Source organism: Streptomyces sp. NPDC005195 (assembly GCF_040608315.1).
Taxonomy (GTDB): domain Bacteria; phylum Actinomycetota; class Actinomycetes; order Streptomycetales; family Streptomycetaceae; genus Streptomyces; species Streptomyces kaempferi.
Window position 1 is genome coordinate 14901 of the sequence record NZ_JBEXHZ010000015.1, and the last position, 17923, is coordinate 32823.

16 protein-coding genes and 1 pseudogene are annotated in these 17923 nt (G+C 70.5%); 12 read left to right on the forward strand and 5 right to left on the reverse strand.

Annotation, left to right across the window (positions count from 1 at the left end; genetic code table 11):
• Positions 1-569: 569 nt before the first annotated feature.
• Positions 570-1517 (forward strand): hypothetical protein, encoded by a 948-nt coding sequence (locus ABZV34_RS18040; protein ID WP_356277009.1) that lies wholly within the window; start codon positions 570-572, stop codon positions 1515-1517.
• A 23-nt stretch (positions 1518-1540) separates the two neighbouring features.
• On the opposite strand, the gene ABZV34_RS18045 is transcribed toward ABZV34_RS18040, so the two are convergent.
• Positions 1541-1951, reverse strand: coding sequence for a Rieske (2Fe-2S) protein (locus ABZV34_RS18045; RefSeq protein WP_356277012.1), 411 nt, complete (start codon positions 1949-1951; stop codon positions 1541-1543).
• Positions 1952-2158: 207 nt separating this feature from the next.
• Here ABZV34_RS18045 and ABZV34_RS18050 point away from each other — a divergent pair, with 207 nt between their 5' ends.
• Positions 2159-3223 (forward strand): LacI family DNA-binding transcriptional regulator, encoded by a 1065-nt coding sequence (locus tag ABZV34_RS18050; RefSeq protein ID WP_356277015.1) that lies wholly within the window; start codon positions 2159-2161, stop codon positions 3221-3223.
• Positions 3220-4131 (forward strand): carbohydrate kinase, encoded by a 912-nt coding sequence (locus ABZV34_RS18055; RefSeq protein WP_356277018.1) that lies wholly within the window; start codon positions 3220-3222, stop codon positions 4129-4131. The genes ABZV34_RS18050 and ABZV34_RS18055 overlap by 4 nt, the downstream gene beginning before the upstream one ends.
• A 125-nt stretch (positions 4132-4256) precedes the next feature.
• Here ABZV34_RS18055 and uvrA read toward each other — a convergent pair whose 3' ends face one another.
• Positions 4257-7307, reverse strand: a complete 3051-nt coding sequence (uvrA, locus tag ABZV34_RS18060; RefSeq protein WP_356277021.1) for an excinuclease ABC subunit UvrA — start codon at positions 7305-7307, stop codon at positions 4257-4259.
• Between the two features lie 223 nt (positions 7308-7530).
• Between uvrA and ABZV34_RS18065 the strand changes: the two genes are divergently transcribed.
• The 8 genes and pseudogenes from ABZV34_RS18065 (at position 7531) to ABZV34_RS18100 (ending at position 13495) form a co-directional block, all read left to right on the forward strand.
• Entirely contained in the window at positions 7531-8220 is a 690-nt protein-coding gene (locus tag ABZV34_RS18065; protein ID WP_356277024.1) for a maleylpyruvate isomerase family mycothiol-dependent enzyme, read from the forward strand.
• 48 nt (positions 8221-8268) lie between these two features.
• Positions 8269-8922 carry an MBL fold metallo-hydrolase gene (locus ABZV34_RS18070; RefSeq protein ID WP_356277026.1) on the forward strand — a complete coding sequence of 218 codons (654 nt, stop codon included), beginning with the start codon at positions 8269-8271 and terminating at the stop codon, positions 8920-8922.
• Positions 8923-9247: 325 nt separating this feature from the next.
• A complete protein-coding gene (locus ABZV34_RS18075) occupies positions 9248-9736 on the forward strand; it encodes a hypothetical protein (RefSeq protein WP_356277029.1) in 489 nt (162 codons plus the stop codon).
• A gap of 1 nt (position 9737) precedes the next feature.
• A complete protein-coding gene (locus tag ABZV34_RS18080) occupies positions 9738-10184 on the forward strand; it encodes a hypothetical protein (RefSeq protein WP_356277032.1) in 447 nt (148 codons plus the stop codon).
• A 223-nt stretch (positions 10185-10407) separates the two neighbouring features.
• Positions 10408-10598 (forward strand): annotated as a pseudogene (locus tag ABZV34_RS18085) (MBL fold metallo-hydrolase); the annotation flags it as partial.
• A gap of 343 nt (positions 10599-10941) precedes the next feature.
• On the forward strand, positions 10942-11835 hold the full coding sequence (locus ABZV34_RS18090; RefSeq protein WP_356277035.1) for an ABC transporter substrate-binding protein: 894 nt from the start codon (positions 10942-10944) through the stop codon (positions 11833-11835).
• Positions 11832-12746 (forward strand): amino acid ABC transporter permease, encoded by a 915-nt coding sequence (locus ABZV34_RS18095; protein ID WP_356277038.1) that lies wholly within the window; start codon positions 11832-11834, stop codon positions 12744-12746. The genes ABZV34_RS18090 and ABZV34_RS18095 overlap by 4 nt, the downstream gene beginning before the upstream one ends.
• A complete protein-coding gene (locus ABZV34_RS18100; protein WP_356277041.1) occupies positions 12743-13495 on the forward strand; it encodes an amino acid ABC transporter ATP-binding protein in 753 nt (250 codons plus the stop codon). The genes ABZV34_RS18095 and ABZV34_RS18100 overlap by 4 nt, the downstream gene beginning before the upstream one ends.
• A 15-nt stretch (positions 13496-13510) precedes the next feature.
• Here ABZV34_RS18100 and aroQ read toward each other — a convergent pair whose 3' ends face one another.
• A complete protein-coding gene (gene aroQ / locus ABZV34_RS18105) occupies positions 13511-13984 on the reverse strand; it encodes a type II 3-dehydroquinate dehydratase (protein WP_356277044.1) in 474 nt (157 codons plus the stop codon).
• A 295-nt stretch (positions 13985-14279) separates the two neighbouring features.
• Between aroQ and ABZV34_RS18110 the strand changes: the two genes are divergently transcribed.
• Positions 14280-15581, forward strand: a complete 1302-nt coding sequence (locus ABZV34_RS18110; RefSeq protein WP_356277047.1) for an MFS transporter — start codon at positions 14280-14282, stop codon at positions 15579-15581.
• Between the two features lie 25 nt (positions 15582-15606).
• Here the strand turns inward: ABZV34_RS18110 and ABZV34_RS18115 are convergent, their stop codons facing one another.
• Positions 15607-16707: an ionic transporter y4hA gene (locus ABZV34_RS18115; protein WP_356277050.1), complete on the reverse strand. Its 1101-nt coding sequence runs from the start codon at positions 16705-16707 to the stop codon at positions 15607-15609.
• 156 nt (positions 16708-16863) lie between these two features.
• Complete coding sequence (locus ABZV34_RS18120) at positions 16864-17853, reverse strand: TerC/Alx family metal homeostasis membrane protein (RefSeq protein ID WP_356277053.1); 990 nt, start codon at positions 17851-17853, stop codon at positions 16864-16866.
• Positions 17854-17923 lie beyond the last annotated feature (70 nt).

The following is a 17923-nucleotide window of genomic DNA, read 5'->3' on the forward strand; positions in this document are numbered from 1 at the left end:
TACTGGCGCGGGCTGACACCGTGACGGCCTCCCGGCCCGCCGGTGGACGAGTCCGGCGGCGTCCGGGGCCCCGGCGGGACCCCGTGGACGCCGAGGACGGGACGGCGGGGCCGGGGACGCCCGGGACGCGGCAGCGAGGCCGGGGCGGGCCGGTGACCCGGTACCGGTCCGGGAGCCGGGCGGTGCCCCGGACCGTCATCCCCCGGGACGCCGGACCACCAGAGTGACGCGCTCCCGACAATCCGGTGCCACTCGTGACCGGTCCGGACCACGCGTTCCCGCCGAAGTCGGCTCCGGCCGCGCGGGCGCCCGGGGAGCTCCCCGGCCTCTCCGGCCCTGTCGGCGGGACGGGCGGGCGCGACGGACGAACGCATCCGCGCCACGGGGCCGACCGTGTTGGGCATCAGGTGTTGTCGGGACTTGGTCAACACGCTTCAATGCGGGGGAACTCGGGGGCGTGGGCGGCGAAAGGCGCGTGTGAACCGGAACCGCGCGCCGGCCGGGCGTCCCCGGGAACCCTCGCGCGACGGTCTGACCAGCCGTTGCGAACTCCACAGAAAGGCCCCTGCATGCGGCACGGCACACAGCACGCGGACGTCGCCACGGCGGAACTGGAGACGGCCCTCGCGGGCGGCCCCTTCCATATCGCGCTGCGCGCCGCGATCACCGCACGCGGCCTGCCCCTGCAGCGCGTCCAGCACCATCTCTCGCGGTACGGGGTGAAGGTCGGGGTGACCAGCCTGAGCTACTGGCAGCAGGGTGCGCGGCGCCCGCAGCGCCCCGAGTCGCTACGGGCCGTACGCGCCCTGGAGGAGATCCTCCAGCTCCCCGACGAGTCCCTGATCCGGCTGCTCACCAAGGCCGACGAACGCTCCGAGCCACAACGCCCGGGGGGCCGCTCGTACCGCTCCCTGGTGGAGGCCTCCGGCGTCCTGGAGGAGCTGCTGGCCGAGCTGGAGTCCACGCTCGACGGCGGGCTGCACACGATCGGCCACCACGAGCGCGTACGGATCGGCGCACACCGCGAGCTCCTGGCACGCGAGTCGCAGCACATAGTCCGCGCCCACAGAGACGGGGTGGACCGCTATGTGGCTATCCACCATGGTGATCCGGGCTGCGCTCCTGACCGAACGGGGGTCCACGCCCTGGAGAACTGCCGTACGGGCCGCGTGCGATGGCACCGTGACACGGGGGTGCTGGTCGCCGAGCTGCTCTTCGACACACGGCTGCGCGCGGGCGACACGTTCCTCTTCCGCTACGCCTTCGAGGACGGTACGGCGGGCGCGTCCAGCGAGTACGTGCGCGGCTTCAGCTTCGCGGGCGGGCAGTACGCCCTCCAGGTGGGATTCGCCGAGGAGTCGCTTCCGGTGCGGTGCCACCGCTTCACCCAGCACTCCGCCGCGGCGCCGCGCAGTGGCCGCCAGGAGCTGCCGCTGAGCGGGCACCACCGCTCGGTGCACCTCGTCGAGCCGCGGGTGCGGTCGGGCATCGTGGGGATCGGCTGGGACTGGGAGTGATCCGGTCCCCGTGTCCGCGGTGATCAGGCGCCGGGACCCGCGACGATCTTCCCGTCCTCCGCCTTCACGGACAGTTCCTTCAGCGGCGCGGTGGCCGGTGCCCGCAGCACCTGGCCCGTCGCCGCGTCGAACTCACTGCCGTGGCACGGGCAGACGAGCGTCGTTCCCCGCAGCCTGTCGATGGCGCACCCGGCGTGCGTGCAGATCGTGCTGAAAGCTTTCAGGGAGCCGTTCCCGGCGCGGCTGACCACGACGTTCTGGTCCCGGTACAGCTTGGCACCACCCTCGGCGACCTCGCTCTCGGCGCCCAGATCGACGGGCGCGGTCGGCGTCGCCGGCGACCCGCCGCCACTGCCGCCGGAGCAGGCGGTGAGAGCGATCCCGGCGACGGGGGCGAGAGCCGCTCCTCGCAGGACGGTACGGCGGCCGGGCATGGCGTCTCCACTGGTCGGGGCTGGATGCGAATCGACGATATCGGTACGCCCCGCTCGCTCCCGAGCGGGGCCGGAGACGGGTGCTCCTGGGCTTCCCTGAGCGGCGTAAACGTTTGCGCAAGCGTTTACGCAGGCCGCCGCGTGCGATAGGTTCCCGGCCGGGAAGAGCCACGGCCGGGAAGGGCCACGGCGGGGAAGGGCTGGGCGATGGCGACGATGGTCGACGTGGCGGCGCACGCCGGAGTGTCCGTGGCGACCGTGTCCCATGTCCTCAACGACACGCGCCCCGTGCTGCCCCGCACACGTCAGGCCGTCCTCGACGCCATCGACGCGCTCGGCTACACCCCCAACGCCCTGGCGCGTTCGCTGGTCACCTCGCGCACCCGCTCCATCGGCCTCGCGGTGTCGGCGATCAGCAACCCGTACTTCACGGACATCCTCCAAGGCGTCGAGGCGGGCGCCCTGGAGCAGGGCTACGGCCTGCTCCTCGCCGACCCGCACGACGATCCCGGGCACGAGCGGAAGGTCGTCCAGCTGCTGCACGAGCGGCGCGTCGACGGACTGATCGTCGCGCCCTCGGCGGACCCCGACGCGCTGCTGCGCTACCTCGGCCGGCACCGGGTCCCGACCGTCTTCCTGGACCGCCTGGTCGAGGCCCCGGCCGGCCACTCCTTCGCCTTCGATCAGGTCTGCACCGAGAACGCCGGTCCCGTGGCCCACCTGGTCACCCATCTCGCCGAGCGCGGCCACCGGCGCATCGGACTCGTCGCCGGCCTGCCGGGCCTGAGCACCACCACCGAGCGGATCTCCGGCTACCGTCACGGCCTCGCGGGGGCAGGGCTCCCGTACGACGAACGGCTCGTGGCGCACGGCGACTCCGTGACGGAGACGGCCGAACGCGCCACCGGAGCCCTGCTCTCCCTCGGCGCGCCACCCACCGCCCTCGTCACCGCGAACAACGCGATGACCATCGGCGCACTGCGCACCCTGCGCGAGCGCGGCCTGTCCGTACCGGACGACCTGGCGCTGTGCTGCTTCGACGACTTCGCCTGGGCGGACCTGTTCGCGCCCCGGCTGACCGTGATCTCCCAGCCCAGCAAGGAGATCGGGGAACAGGCCGTCCGGCTGCTCCTGGAACGGCTGGCCGCGCCGGAGCTGCCCGGCCGGACGGTCCGGCTCCCGTGCGTCTTCGTCCACCGCGGCTCGTGCGGCTGCGCGGAGACCCTCCGCCCCGAGTTTCCCGAGAGCCACGCGAAAGGATCCCTGTCGTGATCGTCGTCGCCGGTGAGGCCCTGATCGACCTGGTGCCGCAGGGCGCGGGCGCGCTCGTGCACCTGCGGCCCGCGCGAGGCGGTGGTCCCTACAACACCGCGGTGGCACTGGGCCGCCTCGGCTCCCCCACCGTCTTCTGCTCCCGTGTCTCGAACGACGCCTTCGGCGAGGCACTGCTGGGCGGGCTGCGCGAGGCGGGCGTCGACGTGTCCTCCGTGCAGCGCGGCGCGGAGCCGACGACGCTGGCGGTCGCCACCGTCGCCGCGGACGGTTCGGCCGCGTACTCCTTCTACGTCGAGGGGACGGCGGACCGTCTGTTCACCGCACCGGACCGGCTTCCCGACGCTGTGCGGGCGGTGTCCTTCGGCACTGTCTCCCTGGTCCTGGAACCCGGCGCGAGTGCCTACGAGGAGCTGCTGCGGACCGCTGCCGCGCGGGGTGTGTTCACCGCGCTCGACCCGAACGTCCGGGCGGGGCTGATCGCCGACGCGGACGCCTACCGCGCCCGTTTCAGGAACTGGCTTCCTTCGGTGTCGCTCCTCAAGCTCTCCGAGGAGGACGCCCGGTGGCTGGGCGGCACCCCGCGCGAGTGGCTGGCGTCCGGTCCCGCAGCCGTCGTGATCACCCGGGGCGGCGACGGTCTGACGGTGTTCACCCGGGACGGCGCGGCCCACTCCGTGCCCGGCGAACCGGTCGAGGTGGTGGACACCATCGGCGCCGGTGACACGGTGAACGCGGCCCTGCTGCACGGCCTGGCCGCGCGGGACGCTCTCTCTCCGGCCGCCCTGGCGGACCTGGACGCGGAGGGCTGGACCGAACTGCTGCGGTTCGCGGCCCGCGCGGCCGCGATCACTTGCTCACGCGCGGGCGCGGAACCGCCGTACGCGGCGGAACTCGACGCCCCCTGAGATCTCCAGGTCCCTTCCGGAACCGGCCTCCGGGCAGGGACCCGGCGGGCCGACGAGGGGCGGGCGACGGGCAAGTGCACGGGCCCCGCGGAGAGTTGCCGCGGGGCCCGTGCACTGCCGTCGTGTCAGGCCTTGCGCGCCCGCGTGGTCTTCTTCGCGGGGGTCGCCTTCGTGGCCGCGGCCTTCTTCGTGGCCGTGTCCTTTGTGGCCGCCTTCTTCGTGGCCGTGTTGTTGACGGCCTTCGTGGCCGTCTTCCTGGCCACCGTCCTGGCCGCCACCGCCTTCTTGGCCGCCGTCTTACGGGGGGCCTTCACGGCGGCGCCGTCACTGATCCGGTCGGCGCCCAGGATCTCGCGCAGGAACTTGCCCGTGTGACTGGTCGGGACCCCGGCGACCTCCTCGGGCGTGCCCTCGGCGACGACGAGACCGCCGCCGTTGCCCCCTTCGGGGCCCATGTCGACGACCCAGTCGGCGGTCTTGATGACATCGAGGTTGTGCTCGATCACGATGACCGTGTTGCCCTTGTCGACCAGGCCGGACAGCACCGTGATGAGCTTGCTGATGTCCTCGAAGTGCAGTCCGGTGGTCGGCTCGTCCAGCACGTACACCGTGCGTCCCGTGGAGCGCTTCTGCAGCTCGCTCGCGAGCTTGACGCGCTGGGCCTCGCCGCCGGACAGCGTCGGCGCGGACTGGCCGAGCCGGACGTAGCCGAGACCGACGTCGTTGAGCGTCCTGAGGTGGCGGTTGATGGCGGGGACGGCCTCGAAGAAGCCGAGTGCCTCCTCGATCGGCATGTCCAGGACCTCGGAGATGGACTTGCCCTTGTAGTGGACCTCCAGGGTCTCCCGGTTGTACCGCGCCCCGTGACAGACCTCGCAGGGGACGTACACGTCGGGCAGGAAGTTCATCTCGATCTTGATCGTGCCGTCGCCCGAGCAGTTCTCGCAGCGGCCGCCCTTGACGTTGAAGGAGAAGCGGCCGGGCAGATAGCCCCGCACCTTCGCCTCGGTCGTCTCGGCGAAGAGCCTGCGGACGTGGTCGAAGACTCCGGTGTAGGTCGCCGGGTTCGAGCGGGGGGTGCGGCCGATCGGCGACTGGTCGACGTGCACGACCTTGTCGACGAGGTCGTCGCCCTCGACGCGGGTGTGCCGTCCGGGAACGCTCCGGGCGCCGTTGAGCTCGCGCGCCAGGTGCGTGTACAGGATGTCGTTCACCAGCGTGGACTTGCCGGAACCCGAGACACCCGTGACGGCCGTGAGCACGCCCAGGGGGAAGGACACGTCGATGTCCTGCAGGTTGTTCTCCCGGGCGCCGTGCACCGTGAGGCTGCGGCCGGGGTCCGCGGGGCGGCGGATGTCGGGGAGCGGGATCTGCCTCTTGCCCGACAGGTACTGGCCGGTCATCGACTCGGTGTTGGCGAGCAGCTCCTTCAAGGGGCCGCTGTGCACGACCTTGCCGCCGTGTTCGCCCGCGCCGGGGCCGATGTCGACGACCCAGTCGGCGACCTTGATGGTGTCCTCGTCGTGCTCGACGACGATGAGCGTGTTGCCCATGTCGCGCAGCCGGACGAGGGTCTCGATCAGGCGGTGGTTGTCACGCTGGTGCAGACCGATGGAGGGCTCGTCGAGGACGTACAGGACGCCGACGAGTCCGGAGCCGATCTGGGTGGCCAGGCGGATGCGCTGGGCCTCACCGCCGGAGAGGGTGCCCGCCGCGCGGTTGAGCGAGAGGTAGTCGAGGCCCACGTCGACCAGGAAGCGCAGCCGTTCGTTGACCTCCTTCAGGACCCGTTCGGCGATCTTCTTGTCGCGGGCGTCGAGCCTCAGCTCGCCCAGGAAGTCCGCGCAGTCGCTGATCGACATCGCGGAGACCTCGGCGATCGACTTCTCCATGACGGTGACCGCGAGGATGAGGGGCTTGAGGCGCGTGCCCTCACAGGTGGGACAGGGCACCTCGCGCATGTAGCCCTCGAAGCGCTCACGGCTGGCGTCGCTCTCGGCCTCGCTGTGCCGCCGCTTGATGAAGGGGACGACTCCTTCGAAGGGCGTGGTGTAGACGCGCTCGCGCCCGTACCGGTTGCGGTACCGCACTTCGATCTGCGTTTTGTGGCCGTACAGCAGGGCCTTCCTGGCGCGCTGCGGGAGACCGGCGAAGGGCATGTCGGTCCGGAATCCCAACGCGTCGGCGAGGGCTCCGACGAGCCTCCCGAAGTACTCCTTCGTGTGTCCGTGCGACCAGGGGTGGATGGCTCCCTCGTCGAGCGACTTGTCCTCGTCGGGGACGATCAGCTCGGGGTCGACCTCCATGCGCGTGCCGATGCCGGTGCACTCGGGGCAGGCGCCGAAGGGCGAGTTGAAGGAGAAGGAGCGGGGCTCCAGCTCCTCGAAGGAGAGGTCGTCGTAGGGGCAGTACAGGTGCTCCGAGTACATGCGCTCGCGCTCGGGGTCGTCCTGCGGGAGGTCGACGAAGTCGAGCACGACCATGCCGCCGGAGAGCCCGAGGGCGGTCTCCACGGAGTCGGTGAGGCGGCGCTTGGCGGTGTCCTTGACCGTGAGGCGGTCGATGACCACCTCGATGGTGTGCTTCTCCTGCTTCTTCAGCGTGGGCGGCTCGGTGAGTTGGACCGTCTCGCCGTCGACCCTCGCCCTGCTGTACCCCTTGGTCTGGAGGTCGGCGAAGAGGTCGACGAACTCGCCCTTGCGCTCGCGCACCAGCGGCGAGAGCACCTGGAAACGGCTCCCCTCGGGCAGCTCCAGGACCCTGTCCACGATCGCCTGCGGCGACTGCCGCGTGATGGGGCGGCCGCACTCGGGGCAGTGCGGCTTGCCGATGCGCGCGAAGAGCAGGCGCAGGTAGTCGTAGACCTCGGTGATGGTGCCGACCGTCGAGCGCGGGTTGCGCGAGGTCGACTTCTGGTCGATGGAGACCGCCGGGGAGAGGCCCTCGATGAAGTCCACGTCCGGCTTGTCCATCTGGCCGAGGAACTGCCGGGCGTACGACGAGAGCGACTCGACGTAGCGCCGCTGGCCCTCGGCGAAGATCGTGTCGAAGGCCAGCGAGGACTTGCCCGACCCCGACAGGCCCGTGAAGACGATGAGCGAGTCGCGCGGGAGGTCGAGCGAGACATTCTTGAGATTGTGCTCGCGCGCTCCACGGACGATGAGACGGTCGGCCACGCCGGTCCGCACCTTTCTTGAGAGAAGTGACAGGGGCCGGGCCCCCGTCGTTTTCAGACTAGGGGGAGCCACTGACAGCGCCGGTTGCTTTCCTCTGGTTCACAACAATCCCGGACCCTCCAGCATGCCCGACGCCGCATCCGAGCTTATAGCACGCGCATTCGATTTACGGGTGCGGCCGACCACCTTCACCCAAACGTGTGGCGCGGCTAGGGTCGGGCTCATGATGGATCATGTGCGCGACCTGGCGTCTGTACGTGACGCGACCGAACGACTGCTCAGCGCGGCCGCCGAACTGGACAACGCCTCCGTGACCGACCCGTCACGGCTGCCCGGCTGGAACCGTGGCCATGTGCTCGCCCACCTCGCCCGCAACGCGGACGCACTGGTGAACGTCCTCGACGGGCGTCCCATGTACGTCTCCGGGGACGCCCGGGACGCCGACATCGAACGGGACGCCCCGCGCCCCCTGGACGTACAGCTCGCGGACGTCCGCGAGAGCGCGGCCCGTTTCCAGGAGACCGGGACCGCACCCGCGGACTGGTCGCGCACGGTGGAGCTGCGCAACGGGGTCACCGACACCGCGGCCCGGGTGCCGTTCCGGCGATGGGGCGAGGTCGCGCTGCACCATGTCGACCTCGGGATCGGGTACGAGCTGGAGGATCTGCCCGCGGAGTTCGTGACCCGGGAGATCGACTTCCTCGCGGCGCGCTTCGGCGGCCACAAGGACGTGCCGTCGACGGGGCTGGCCTCCGACGAGGGGCAGTTCTGGACGACCGGCGGCGGCGCCGGGGGCGGCCCGGTCGCCCTGCGCGGTCCGGCCACCGACCTGCTCGGCTGGCTCTGCGGCCGCCGGGACGGATCCGCGCTGCGGGTCGAGGGCGGAACGCTCCCGACGCTTCCGCCCCTGTAGGGGCCGGCACGGACCTCGGGCCCGCTCCCCCGCTATAGGCTGGCCGCCATGACGTACAGCGGAGCGGTGAAGGTCGGCGGACCCGCCGAAGTGCACGAGCTGCAGAACCTGATGATCTCCAAGGTCGCGGTCGGCCCGATGGACAACAACGCCTATCTGCTGCGCTGCCGGGCCACCGACGAGCAACTGCTGATCGACGCGGCCAACGACGCCTCGACGCTGCTCACGCTGATCGGTGACGACGGCATCGCGTCCGTCGTCACCACCCACCGGCACGGCGACCACTGGCAGGCGCTCGACGAGGTCGTGGCGGCCACCGGCGCCCGCACCTACGCGGGCCGGGACGACGCGGAGGGCATCCCGGTGCCCACCGACGTCCTGGTCGGCGACGGCGACACGATCCGGGTGGGGCGCGTGGAGCTCACCGCGCGCCATCTGGTGGGACACACGCCGGGCTCGATCGCCCTCGTCTACGACGACCCGCACGGGCACCCACATGTCTTCACGGGGGACTGCCTGTTCCCGGGCGGCCCTGGCCGGACAACACTTCCGGAAGAGTTCAACTCCCTGATGGGCGGCCTGGAGACCAAGCTGTTCGACGTCCTGCCCGACGAGGCGTGGATCTACCCCGGCCACGGCAACGACACCACCATCGGCACGGAGCGGCCCCACCTCGCGGAGTGGCGCGCACGAGGCTGGTAACCGCCCAACGGCGACCGCCCCCGTTTCGAGACCGAGCGGGGGCGGACGCGCGTTCAGGCCCGTCGGCGCTCGGGGAGCGTCATGCCCCACGGACGGTGGCGTCCAGACCTTGGGCCGTCCGCCGTGGCGGCCCCTGTCGCGAGCGGATGCCTGTCCTTCGAGGGACTTCTCGCGGATGTTCTCGCATTCGAACGCGGCCATGCCGGCGAAGAACGCGAAGATGGGGGTGTCACCGAGGTGAGCCCAGAAGCCGCCCCTGAACCCCAGCGGCACCGACTTCATCGGCTCCGTCGTCCGGGACAACTGGAAGAACGGGTACGGCTCGGTGAAGCTCTCCGGCCAGGGCTACTACTCGGGTGACCTGTCGATGTACCGCGTCGACGGCCCCAGTCTCGCCTCGGCCCGGATCTACAAGGGCGGCAAGACATCCAGCTCGTCCCGGGCCGTCCACGACTACTGGCGACGCTGGGCGCAAGAGGGCGACAAGGTCTGCACAGGCGGCATGATGACCGGCGAGCAGTGCGGTTGGAAGGTGACCGACACGCAGGCGACCGTCCACTACACCAGCGGCTCGACAGCCAAGAACATGGTCGTCGCCAGGGAGACGTCTGGAGCCTGCACTATCGGCGGCGACTCCGGCGGTCCCGTCTCCACCGTGGACAGCGCCGGACGCGCCTACGCGAAGGGTATTCGCTCGGGCGGTGGCGGCGGTGGCAGCGACAACAGCGGCGGGCTGTTCGACCCGTGCTCGCTGGTCTTCACCGACATCGGGCTGGCCAACAGCGCCTTCCCCGGCACAGTAGCGAGGTACTGACATGCGCCGTGCCCTCCTCATACCGTTCCTGGCGGCGGCCCTGCCGGGCTGCTCGGTCCTCGGCTCCGACACGCTGTGCACCCAGGCCGACGCGGACTCGGATGTCTCCATCCGTTGGCGGCCCGCCGACTTCGGCGGCCCGGACGCGGTGACGATCCGGCTCTGCGTGGACGGCACCTGCAAGGAGCGGACATCGGGCAGTCCTGAGGAACCGCTCGCCGTGATGCGGGTCCAACTTCCCGACGACATCGGTGCGTCCACCGTCCCTGTACGGCTCACCGTGACCTCGGTGAAGAGCGGTGACACGGTCGTCGAGGACAGCACCCGGGCCAAGCTGACGGAGCAGCACCCCAACGGCACGTCCTGCTCGCCCACCGTCTGGACAGCGACGTTCCGCGCCCACCCCGACAAGGGCCTCACCTCACCCGAGGGCCTGAAGCTCCAGTAGTGATCCCCCTAGGCAAGCGCCCGCCCTCCGGCCACCCCGGAGGGACGGGCGCTTCGCGCTGCACTCCCGCATCATCGGGGTCGAGTGGCCCAGAGGCGCGAATTCCCCTGTCGGCGGTCCCTGCACCTGGGTTCTGGATCACTTTCCGGGCCAGAGCCACGGAGAGTCACCACAACCGCGATCATGAACGGCCATCGGTGACGTGTTGCTCCAGGACCTGTGGTTCCCGGGTGGTGTGGGCAACACACGCAAGGACCCGGAGGCGTTCGCCAGCCTCATCCATGACGTGACGTGGAGACGAAGATCTTCGCCCCGCTGCCGGACGAGACCTGGGTCTACCCGAGGCACGGCAACGACACGACCCCGGGCGCCGAGCGGCCGCACCTGCCGGAGTGGCACGCGCGCGGCTGGTGATCGTCGCGGGCCGTCCGGCGGAATGCCGGCCGGGGGGCGTGAAGCCGCCGAGCTCGCGCCCGTGTGAATCGGACGCACGCGTCGGCACCCCGCACGCGCTCCCGGCGTACGCGGTGGTGCAGTCCACTGGAAGCAGCCCCGCACGGGATGACGGCTCCCGTTGTGGAACGGGCCGCCGGCCTTCATCCCCACCCTCGGCCGGCGGCTCCGGCGAAGCCTCCGCCGGACCGGTCGGCCGGGCTTCTCGCCGAGCGTTCACGGGACTGCAACACACGTTCCCACCATGCGGACATTTACCGCGGTGACCTCGACAGACGGCATGGTGCGCTGTCACTCTCCCGCCATGCCTCTCGCCCAACGCGCCCCCCGCCGCGCCGCGTCCACCGCCATCGTCGCCCTGCTCGCCGTCGCCGTGGGCTGTGCCCCGCAGCCGGAGGACAAGGCCTCCAGCGAGACTTCCGGGAAGACCGGGACGTCCAAAGAGACCTGCGCGAAGGGCGCGTTGGGCACCCGGACGTCCGGCGAACTGACGATCGCGACCGACGAACCCGCGTACGAGCCGTGGTTCAAGGACGACAAGCCCGCCAACGGCAAGGGCTTCGAGTCGGCGGTCGCGTACGCCGTGGCGAAGCGGCTCGGCTACGACAGGTCCGAGGTCGTCTGGCAGACCGTCCCCTTCAGCAAGGCCTTCGCGCCCGGTGAGAAGACCTTCGACTTCGACATCAACCAGGTGTCGATCAGTACCGAGCGCGAGAAGGCCGTGGACTTCTCGTCCGGCTACTACGACGTCCGCCAGGCCGTCGTCGCGCTCAAGGGCTCCAAGGCGGCCGGGGCGAAGAGCCTCGCGGACCTCAAGCACGTGAAACTCGGCGCCCAGGTCGGCACCACCAGCCTGAACTACATCGACGACGTGGTGAAGCCGGACCGGCAGCCCGCCGCGTACGCCAAGAACGACCAGGCCAAGTCCGCGTTGAAGAACGGTCAGGTCGACGCCATCGTGGTCGATCTGCCGACCGCCTTCTACATCACCGCGGCCGAGGTGACGGACGCGAGGATCGTCGGGCAGTTCGAGAACACCGGTGGCACACCCGAGCAGTTCGGCCTCGTCCTCGACAAGGGCAGCGCGCTCACCCCGTGCGTGACGAAGGCCGTGGACGCCCTGCGTGAGGACGGCACGCTCGCCTCCGTCGAGAAGCAGTGGCTGTCCGAGGCCGTCGACGCTCCGGTGCTCAAGTGACCGCCACGAAGGAGGAGTCGGGAGAGGACCCGGCAGAGGACCCCGGCGGGGCCGACCTGTCCGGGTCGTACGTTCCGTCGCGACGGCGCATCGAACGGGAACGCTACAAACGCGCCCGTGCCCGCCGTGCGACGGCGATCGCCGCGCTCTCCACCCTGGTGACCGGCGCCGCTCTCTGTCTCGTCGTCGTCGGCGCGCCGGGCTGGCAGCGCACGAAGGAGACGTTCTTCAACGGCCGGTACGCTCGCGAGGCGTTCCCCAAGGTCCTGGAAGGGCTCTGGCTCAACGTCCAACTGCTGCTGGTCTGCGGGGTCGCCGTCCTCGTCCTGGGCATGCTGATCGCCGTCGCCCGTACCCTGCGCGGCCCGGTGTTCTTCCCGGTACGCGCGCTCGCCGCCGCGTACACGGACTTCTTCCGCGGACTCCCGCTGATCATCAACCTGATGATCGTGGTCCTGGGCGTCCCCGCGCTGCGGTTGCAGGGCGTCACCGTGGACCCGGTGCTGCTCGGCGGCACGGCGCTCACCCTGACCTACTCGGCCTACGTCGCCGAGGTGTTCCGGGCCGGCATCGAGTCCGTCCACCCCTCGCAGCGCGCGGCGGCCCGTGCCCTCGGCCTCACCAACCGGCAGGCCCTGCGGTACGTCGTCCTCCCCCAGGCCGTGCGCCGCCAGGTCCCGCCGCTCCTCAACGACCTGGTGTCCCTCCAGAAGGACACCGGGCTCGTGTCGATCGGGGGCGCGGTCGACGCGGTGCGCGCCGCGGACATCATCGTGGGCCGCAGTCTCAACTACACGCCGTACATCGTCGCGGGACTGGTCTTCGTCGCACTGACCATCCCGATGACCCGCTTCACGGACTGGGTCACGGCCCGGATGGACCGTCAGCGGGCACAGGGAGGGGCCATATGACCGAGACTCCGGTGCTGCGGATGGAGTCCGTCCGCAAGACCTTCGGCGAGACGGTGGTGCTGCGGGACGTCGACCTCGACGTCACCCCGCACACGGTGACCGCGCTGATCGGCGCCTCCGGCTCGGGCAAGTCGACCCTGCTGCGCTGTGCGAACCTCCTGGAGGAGATCGACGACGGCGCGATCTGGCTCGACGACGAGGAGATCACCCACCCGCGGGCCGACCAGGACGCCGTGCGCCGTCGCATCGGCGTGGTCTTCCAGGCGTACAACCTCTTTCCGCACATGACGGTCCTGGACAACATCACGCTCGCACCGCGCCGTGTGCACGGCGCGAGCCGCGCCGAGGCGGAGGCGCACGCCCGGGAACTGCTCGACCGGCTCGGCCTCGGCGCCAAGGCCGGCGAGTACCCCGACCGGCTCAGCGGGGGCCAGCAGCAACGGGCCGCGATCGTCCGCGCGTTGGCCGTACGTCCCCGGCTGCTGCTGCTCGACGAGATCACCGCCGCCCTCGACCCGGAGCTCGTGGGCGAGGTCCTGGCCGTCGTCCGGGACCTGAAGGACGAGGGCATGACCATGGTGCTGGCCACCCACGAGATGGGCTTCGCCCGCGAGGTGGCCGACCATGTGTGCTTCCTGGACGGCGGTGTGGTCCTCGAACGCGGCACGGCCGGGGAGGTCTTCGGGAACCCGCGCGAGGAGCGCACCCGGCGGTTCCTGCGCCGGATCGTGGAGGCGGGACGGCTCTGACCGCGGCCGTGTCGGTCAGGCCTCCGACTTCCCCGTTCCCGCCAGCGCCGCGACCCGCTCCACCGCGAACACGTACCCCTGCACACCGCATCCGGCGATGACCCCGTCGGCCCGCAGCGAGACGTACGAGTGGTGCCGGAACTCCTCGCGCTGGTGGATGTTGGAGATGTGGACCTCCACCACCGGCAGACCGTCGCAGGTGTTGAGCGCGTCCAGGATCGCGACGGAGGTGTGCGAGTAGGCGGCCGGGTTGATCACGATCCCGGCGTGGTTCTGCCGCGCCTCGTGGATCCAGTCGACCAGTTCGCCCTCGTGGTTGGACTGGCGGAAGTCCACCGTGCCGCCGTGCGCGGCCGCCGCCTCGGCGCACAGTGCCTCGACGTCGGCGAGTGTGCCGGAACCGTAGATGTCCGGCTGCCGCTGCCCGAGAAGGTTCAGATTGGGCCCGTTGAGAATCATGATCGGGGCGGTGGCGAGGGTGCGGGGCACGGTTCCTCCGGTCCTTCCAGGTCTGCCGGCCCGTCAAGGACCGCTGCTCAGACCCACGTCTATCACGGTGCGCCCCTGCCGTGACCGTCCGTACGCCCCCTCATGGCTACGCCCCCGGCGCCACGATCGGCTTCGACGCGGACCCGCGGCACGACGATCCCCGACCGGTCATCACCCAAGGAGGAGCGACCCGTGTCGATGGACCCGCCCCGGCGCACCACCGTCACCTGCTGACACACCCTGCGCTTCCGCACGCCCCCCGTAACCGTTGATCACTGTGGGTAGTTGACGCGGCATGCACGACGTACGCACCGTAAGGGCGCCCTCCATGCTCAGGCTCGCGGCCGCCTCGCTGGTCGGGACGGCCATCGAGTTCTACGACTTCTTCGTCTACGGGACCGCTGCCGCGCTCGTCCTCGGGCCACTCTTCTTCCCCACCTTCTCGCCACTGGCGGGAACGCTCGCGGCCTTCGCGACGTTCGGCGTCGGGTTCGTCGCCCGCCCTCTCGGCTCGGTGCTGTTCGGGCACATCGGGGACCGGCGCGGTCGGCGGCCGGTGCTCGTCGCCTCATTGCTGCTGACCGGCGCGGCGACGGTCGCGGTCGGCTGTGTACCGACGTACGACACCCTCGGCGCGGCCGCTCCCGCGCTCCTTCTCGTGCTGCGGTTCCTGCAGGGGCTCGGGCTCGGCGGGGAGTGGGGCGGGGCCGTACTGCTGACCGCCGAGCACGCGCCCGCCGAGCGCCGCGGGCTGTGGTCCAGCTTCCCGCAGATGGGTCCCTCGCTCGGATTCGTGCTGGCCAACGGCGTGATGCTGGTGCTGTCGGCGACGCTGTCCGACGCCCAGTTCGCCGACTGGGGGTGGCGGGTGCCGTTCTGGGCCTCGGGCGTACTCGCGGCGGCGGGGCTGTGGCTGCGCGGCTCGCTGCCGGAGAGTCCGCGGTTCCTGGAGGTGCGGGACCACTCTCGCGCGCCGATCGTCGAGGTGGTGCGCCACCACTGGCGGCTCGTGCTGCTGACGGCCGGCGGCCTCGCGGTCGGCTACGCGGTCTTCTACGCGGTGACGACCTGGGCGCTCGCCTACGGTGTCGAGCGGCTCGGTGTGAGCCGTACGGTCATGCTGGCCTGCATCATGGCGGCCGTGGTGGTGAAGGGCTCCCTGACGCCCGTGGTCGCCCTGCTCGGCGACCGTTACGGACGGCGGCCGCTGTGCCTGGCGGGGTGCACGGCCGCCGCGCTGTGGATGTTTCCGATGATCGCGCTGCTGTCGACCGGCGAACCCCTGCTGATGTTCCTCGGGTTCCTGGTCGCGCTGCTCGCCTTCATCACGATGTTCGCCGTGATCGCCGCGTATCTTCCGGAGTTGTACGAGCCTCGGGTGCGCTGCACGGGAGCGGCCGTGGGCTACAACCTGGGCGGGGTCCTCGGGGGCGCGCTCACGCCGATCGTGGCGACGGCGGTGGCCGAGGGAGAACGGGTTCCGTGGGGTGTGGCCGCGTATCTGACGGGGGTCGCGCTGCTCAGTCTGGGGTGCTTCGCGCTGCTGCCGGAGACCCGGCCGGTGCCCCGCCTGGTCGTCTCGGCCGTCACCGAATGAACACCGGTCACCGGTTGAGTGCCGTCTAAGGGGTGACCGCCAGCTCCAGGTACGCGGCGAACAACACCAGATGGACGCCTCCCTGGAGAGGCGTGGCGCGTCCCGGGACGACGGTCAGGGAGCTCACGACCACCGTCAGCACGAGCAGCACCATATGGGTGGGGCCGAGGCCGAGGACAAGTGGCCCGGAGAGCCAGACGGACGCCAGCGCGACCGCGGGAATCGTCAGGCCGATGCTGGCCATCGCGGAGCCGAGGGCCAGGTTGAGACTGGTCTGCACGCGGTCGCGACGGGCCGACCGGAGCGCGGCGATGGTCTCGGGGAGCAGCACGAGCAGTGCGATGATCACCCCGACCACGGACTGCGGCATGCCGGCCGCCTCGACACCGGACTCGATCGTGGGCGAGACACCTTTGGCGAGACCGACCACGCCCACGAGCGCGAGGGCGAGCAGCGCCAGGCCGATCCTCGCGGCGCGGGCGGACGGGGCGTCCGCGTGGTCGTCCACGTCGATCACCTGGCCCTGGCGGGTGATCGGGAGGAAGTAGTCGCGGTGCCGCACGGTCTGGGTGGTCACGAACAGGCCGTACAGGACGAGTGAGGCGAGCGCGGCGAAGGTGAGCTGGGCCGTGGAGAACTCGGGGCCCGGCTTGCTGGTGGTGAAGGTCGGGAAGACCAGGCTGAGTGTGGCGAGCGTCGCGACGGTCGCGAGGGCCGCGCCGGTGCCCTCGGCGTTGAAGACGGCGAGCCCGTGGCGCAGGGAGGCGACGAGAAGACACACTCCTACGATGCCGTTGCAGGTGATCATCACGGCCGCGAACACCGTGTCGCGGGCGAGGGTCGAGCTCTTGGCTCCGCCGTCCGCCATCAGGGTGACGATCAGCGCGACCTCGATGATCGTGACGGCGACGGCGAGAACGAGGGACCCGAAGGGTTCACCTACCCGGTGCGCCACCACCTCCGCGTGGTGGACGGCTGCCAGCACCGCCCCGGCGAGGACCACGGTCACCAGCGCGACCATCGCGCCGGGCAGGTCGCGCCCCCAGGTGAGGACGAGCAGGACCACCGCGACCACGGGCACGACGGCCGTCCACCGTGTCAGAAGTGCCCGGAGCGGAACGATCATGCAGCGATCGTCGCAGGCGCGGACGGCCCCCGCATTCCGATGGCGCGCCGCCCCGGCGGCCGCAAGTACCGGGAGGGTTGCGCGGCACTTCACCGCGCAACCCTCCCGGGACGCTCGTCCCTACGCTCTTCGCTCTTCGCTCTTCGCCCTACGCGCTCAGACGTCGATGCTGTCCTTCCGAGCGCCTTCGGAGTTCTCCCGCGCCGCCCGCCTCCTGGTGGCCGTCAGGCTGGTGATCGTCGTGACGACCAGGACCGCGCAGATGACGCCGAGCGAGACCGGGATGGATATCTCGGGGACGTGGACACCGGACTCGTGGAGCGCGTGCAGCACGAGCTTGACGCCGATGAAGCCGAGGATGACCGACAGGCCGTACGACAGGTGGACCAGCTTCTTCAGCAGACCTCCGATCAGGAAGTACAGCTGGCGCAGACCCATCAGCGCGAACGCGTTGGCCGTGAAGACGATGTACGGGTCCTGGGTCAGGCCGAAGATCGCGGGGATGGAGTCCAGCGCGAAGAGCACGTCCGTGGTGCCGATCGCGAGCATCACGACCAGCATCGGCGTCATGACGCGCTTGCCGTTCTGCTGGATCCACAGCTTGGTGCCGTGGTAGCGGTCGGCTACCCCGAAGCGCTTCTCCGCGGCCTTGAGCAGGCGGTTCTCCTCGAACTCCTCCTCGTCCTCGTCGGTCCGGGCCTCCTGGATCAGCTTCCAGGCCGTGTAGATGAGGAACGCGCCGAAGATGTAGAAGACCCACGCGAAGTTCGCGATGATCGCGGCGCCCGCGGCGATGAAGATCGCGCGCAGGACGAGCGCTATGAGCACACCGACGAGGAGCACGCGCTGCTGGTACCGCGAGGGCACCGCGAACTTCGCCATGATCAGGACGAAGACGAAGAGGTTGTCCACGCTCAGCGACTTCTCGGTGATGAAGCCCGCGAAGAATTCGCCGGCCGGCTGGCCGCCGGAGAAGACGAGCAGTCCCAGTCCGAACAGTCCGGCCAGAGCGATCCAGACGAGCGTCCAGATTCCCGCTTCCTTGATCGATACGTCGTGCGGTTTGCGGCCGATGAAGAAGTCGACCGCGATGAGGGCGGCAAGGCCCAGGATCGTGAGGACCCAAAGGGTCAGGGAAACATTCACTGCGCCTCCGGCAGTACGTAACGGCAGATTTCAGCGTCGTCGCTACCGGAGGTCTCTTCCACCCGTGTCC

Bases quoted from the DNA above. Each gene is read 5' to 3' on its own strand.
- ABZV34_RS18100 (WP_356277041.1), top strand. From the start codon at position 12,743: ATGACCGAGACTCCGGTGCTGCGGATGGAGTCCGTCCGCAAGACCTTC.
- ABZV34_RS18110 (WP_356277047.1), top strand. From the start codon at position 14,280: ATGCACGACGTACGCACCGTAAGGGCGCCCTCCATGCTCAGGCTCGCG.
- ABZV34_RS18065 (WP_356277024.1), top strand. From the start codon at position 7,531: ATGATGGATCATGTGCGCGACCTGGCGTCTGTACGTGACGCGACCGAA.
- ABZV34_RS18115 (WP_356277050.1), bottom strand. From the start codon at position 16,707: ATGATCGTTCCGCTCCGGGCACTTCTGACACGGTGGACGGCCGTCGTG.
- ABZV34_RS18045 (WP_356277012.1), bottom strand. From the start codon at position 1,951: ATGCCCGGCCGCCGTACCGTCCTGCGAGGAGCGGCTCTCGCCCCCGTC.
- ABZV34_RS18080 (WP_356277032.1), top strand. From the start codon at position 9,738: ATGCGCCGTGCCCTCCTCATACCGTTCCTGGCGGCGGCCCTGCCGGGC.
- ABZV34_RS18040 (WP_356277009.1), top strand. From the start codon at position 570: ATGCGGCACGGCACACAGCACGCGGACGTCGCCACGGCGGAACTGGAG.
- ABZV34_RS18090 (WP_356277035.1), top strand. From the start codon at position 10,942: ATGCCTCTCGCCCAACGCGCCCCCCGCCGCGCCGCGTCCACCGCCATC.
- ABZV34_RS18070 (WP_356277026.1), top strand. From the start codon at position 8,269: ATGACGTACAGCGGAGCGGTGAAGGTCGGCGGACCCGCCGAAGTGCAC.
- ABZV34_RS18050 (WP_356277015.1), top strand. From the start codon at position 2,159: ATGGCGACGATGGTCGACGTGGCGGCGCACGCCGGAGTGTCCGTGGCG.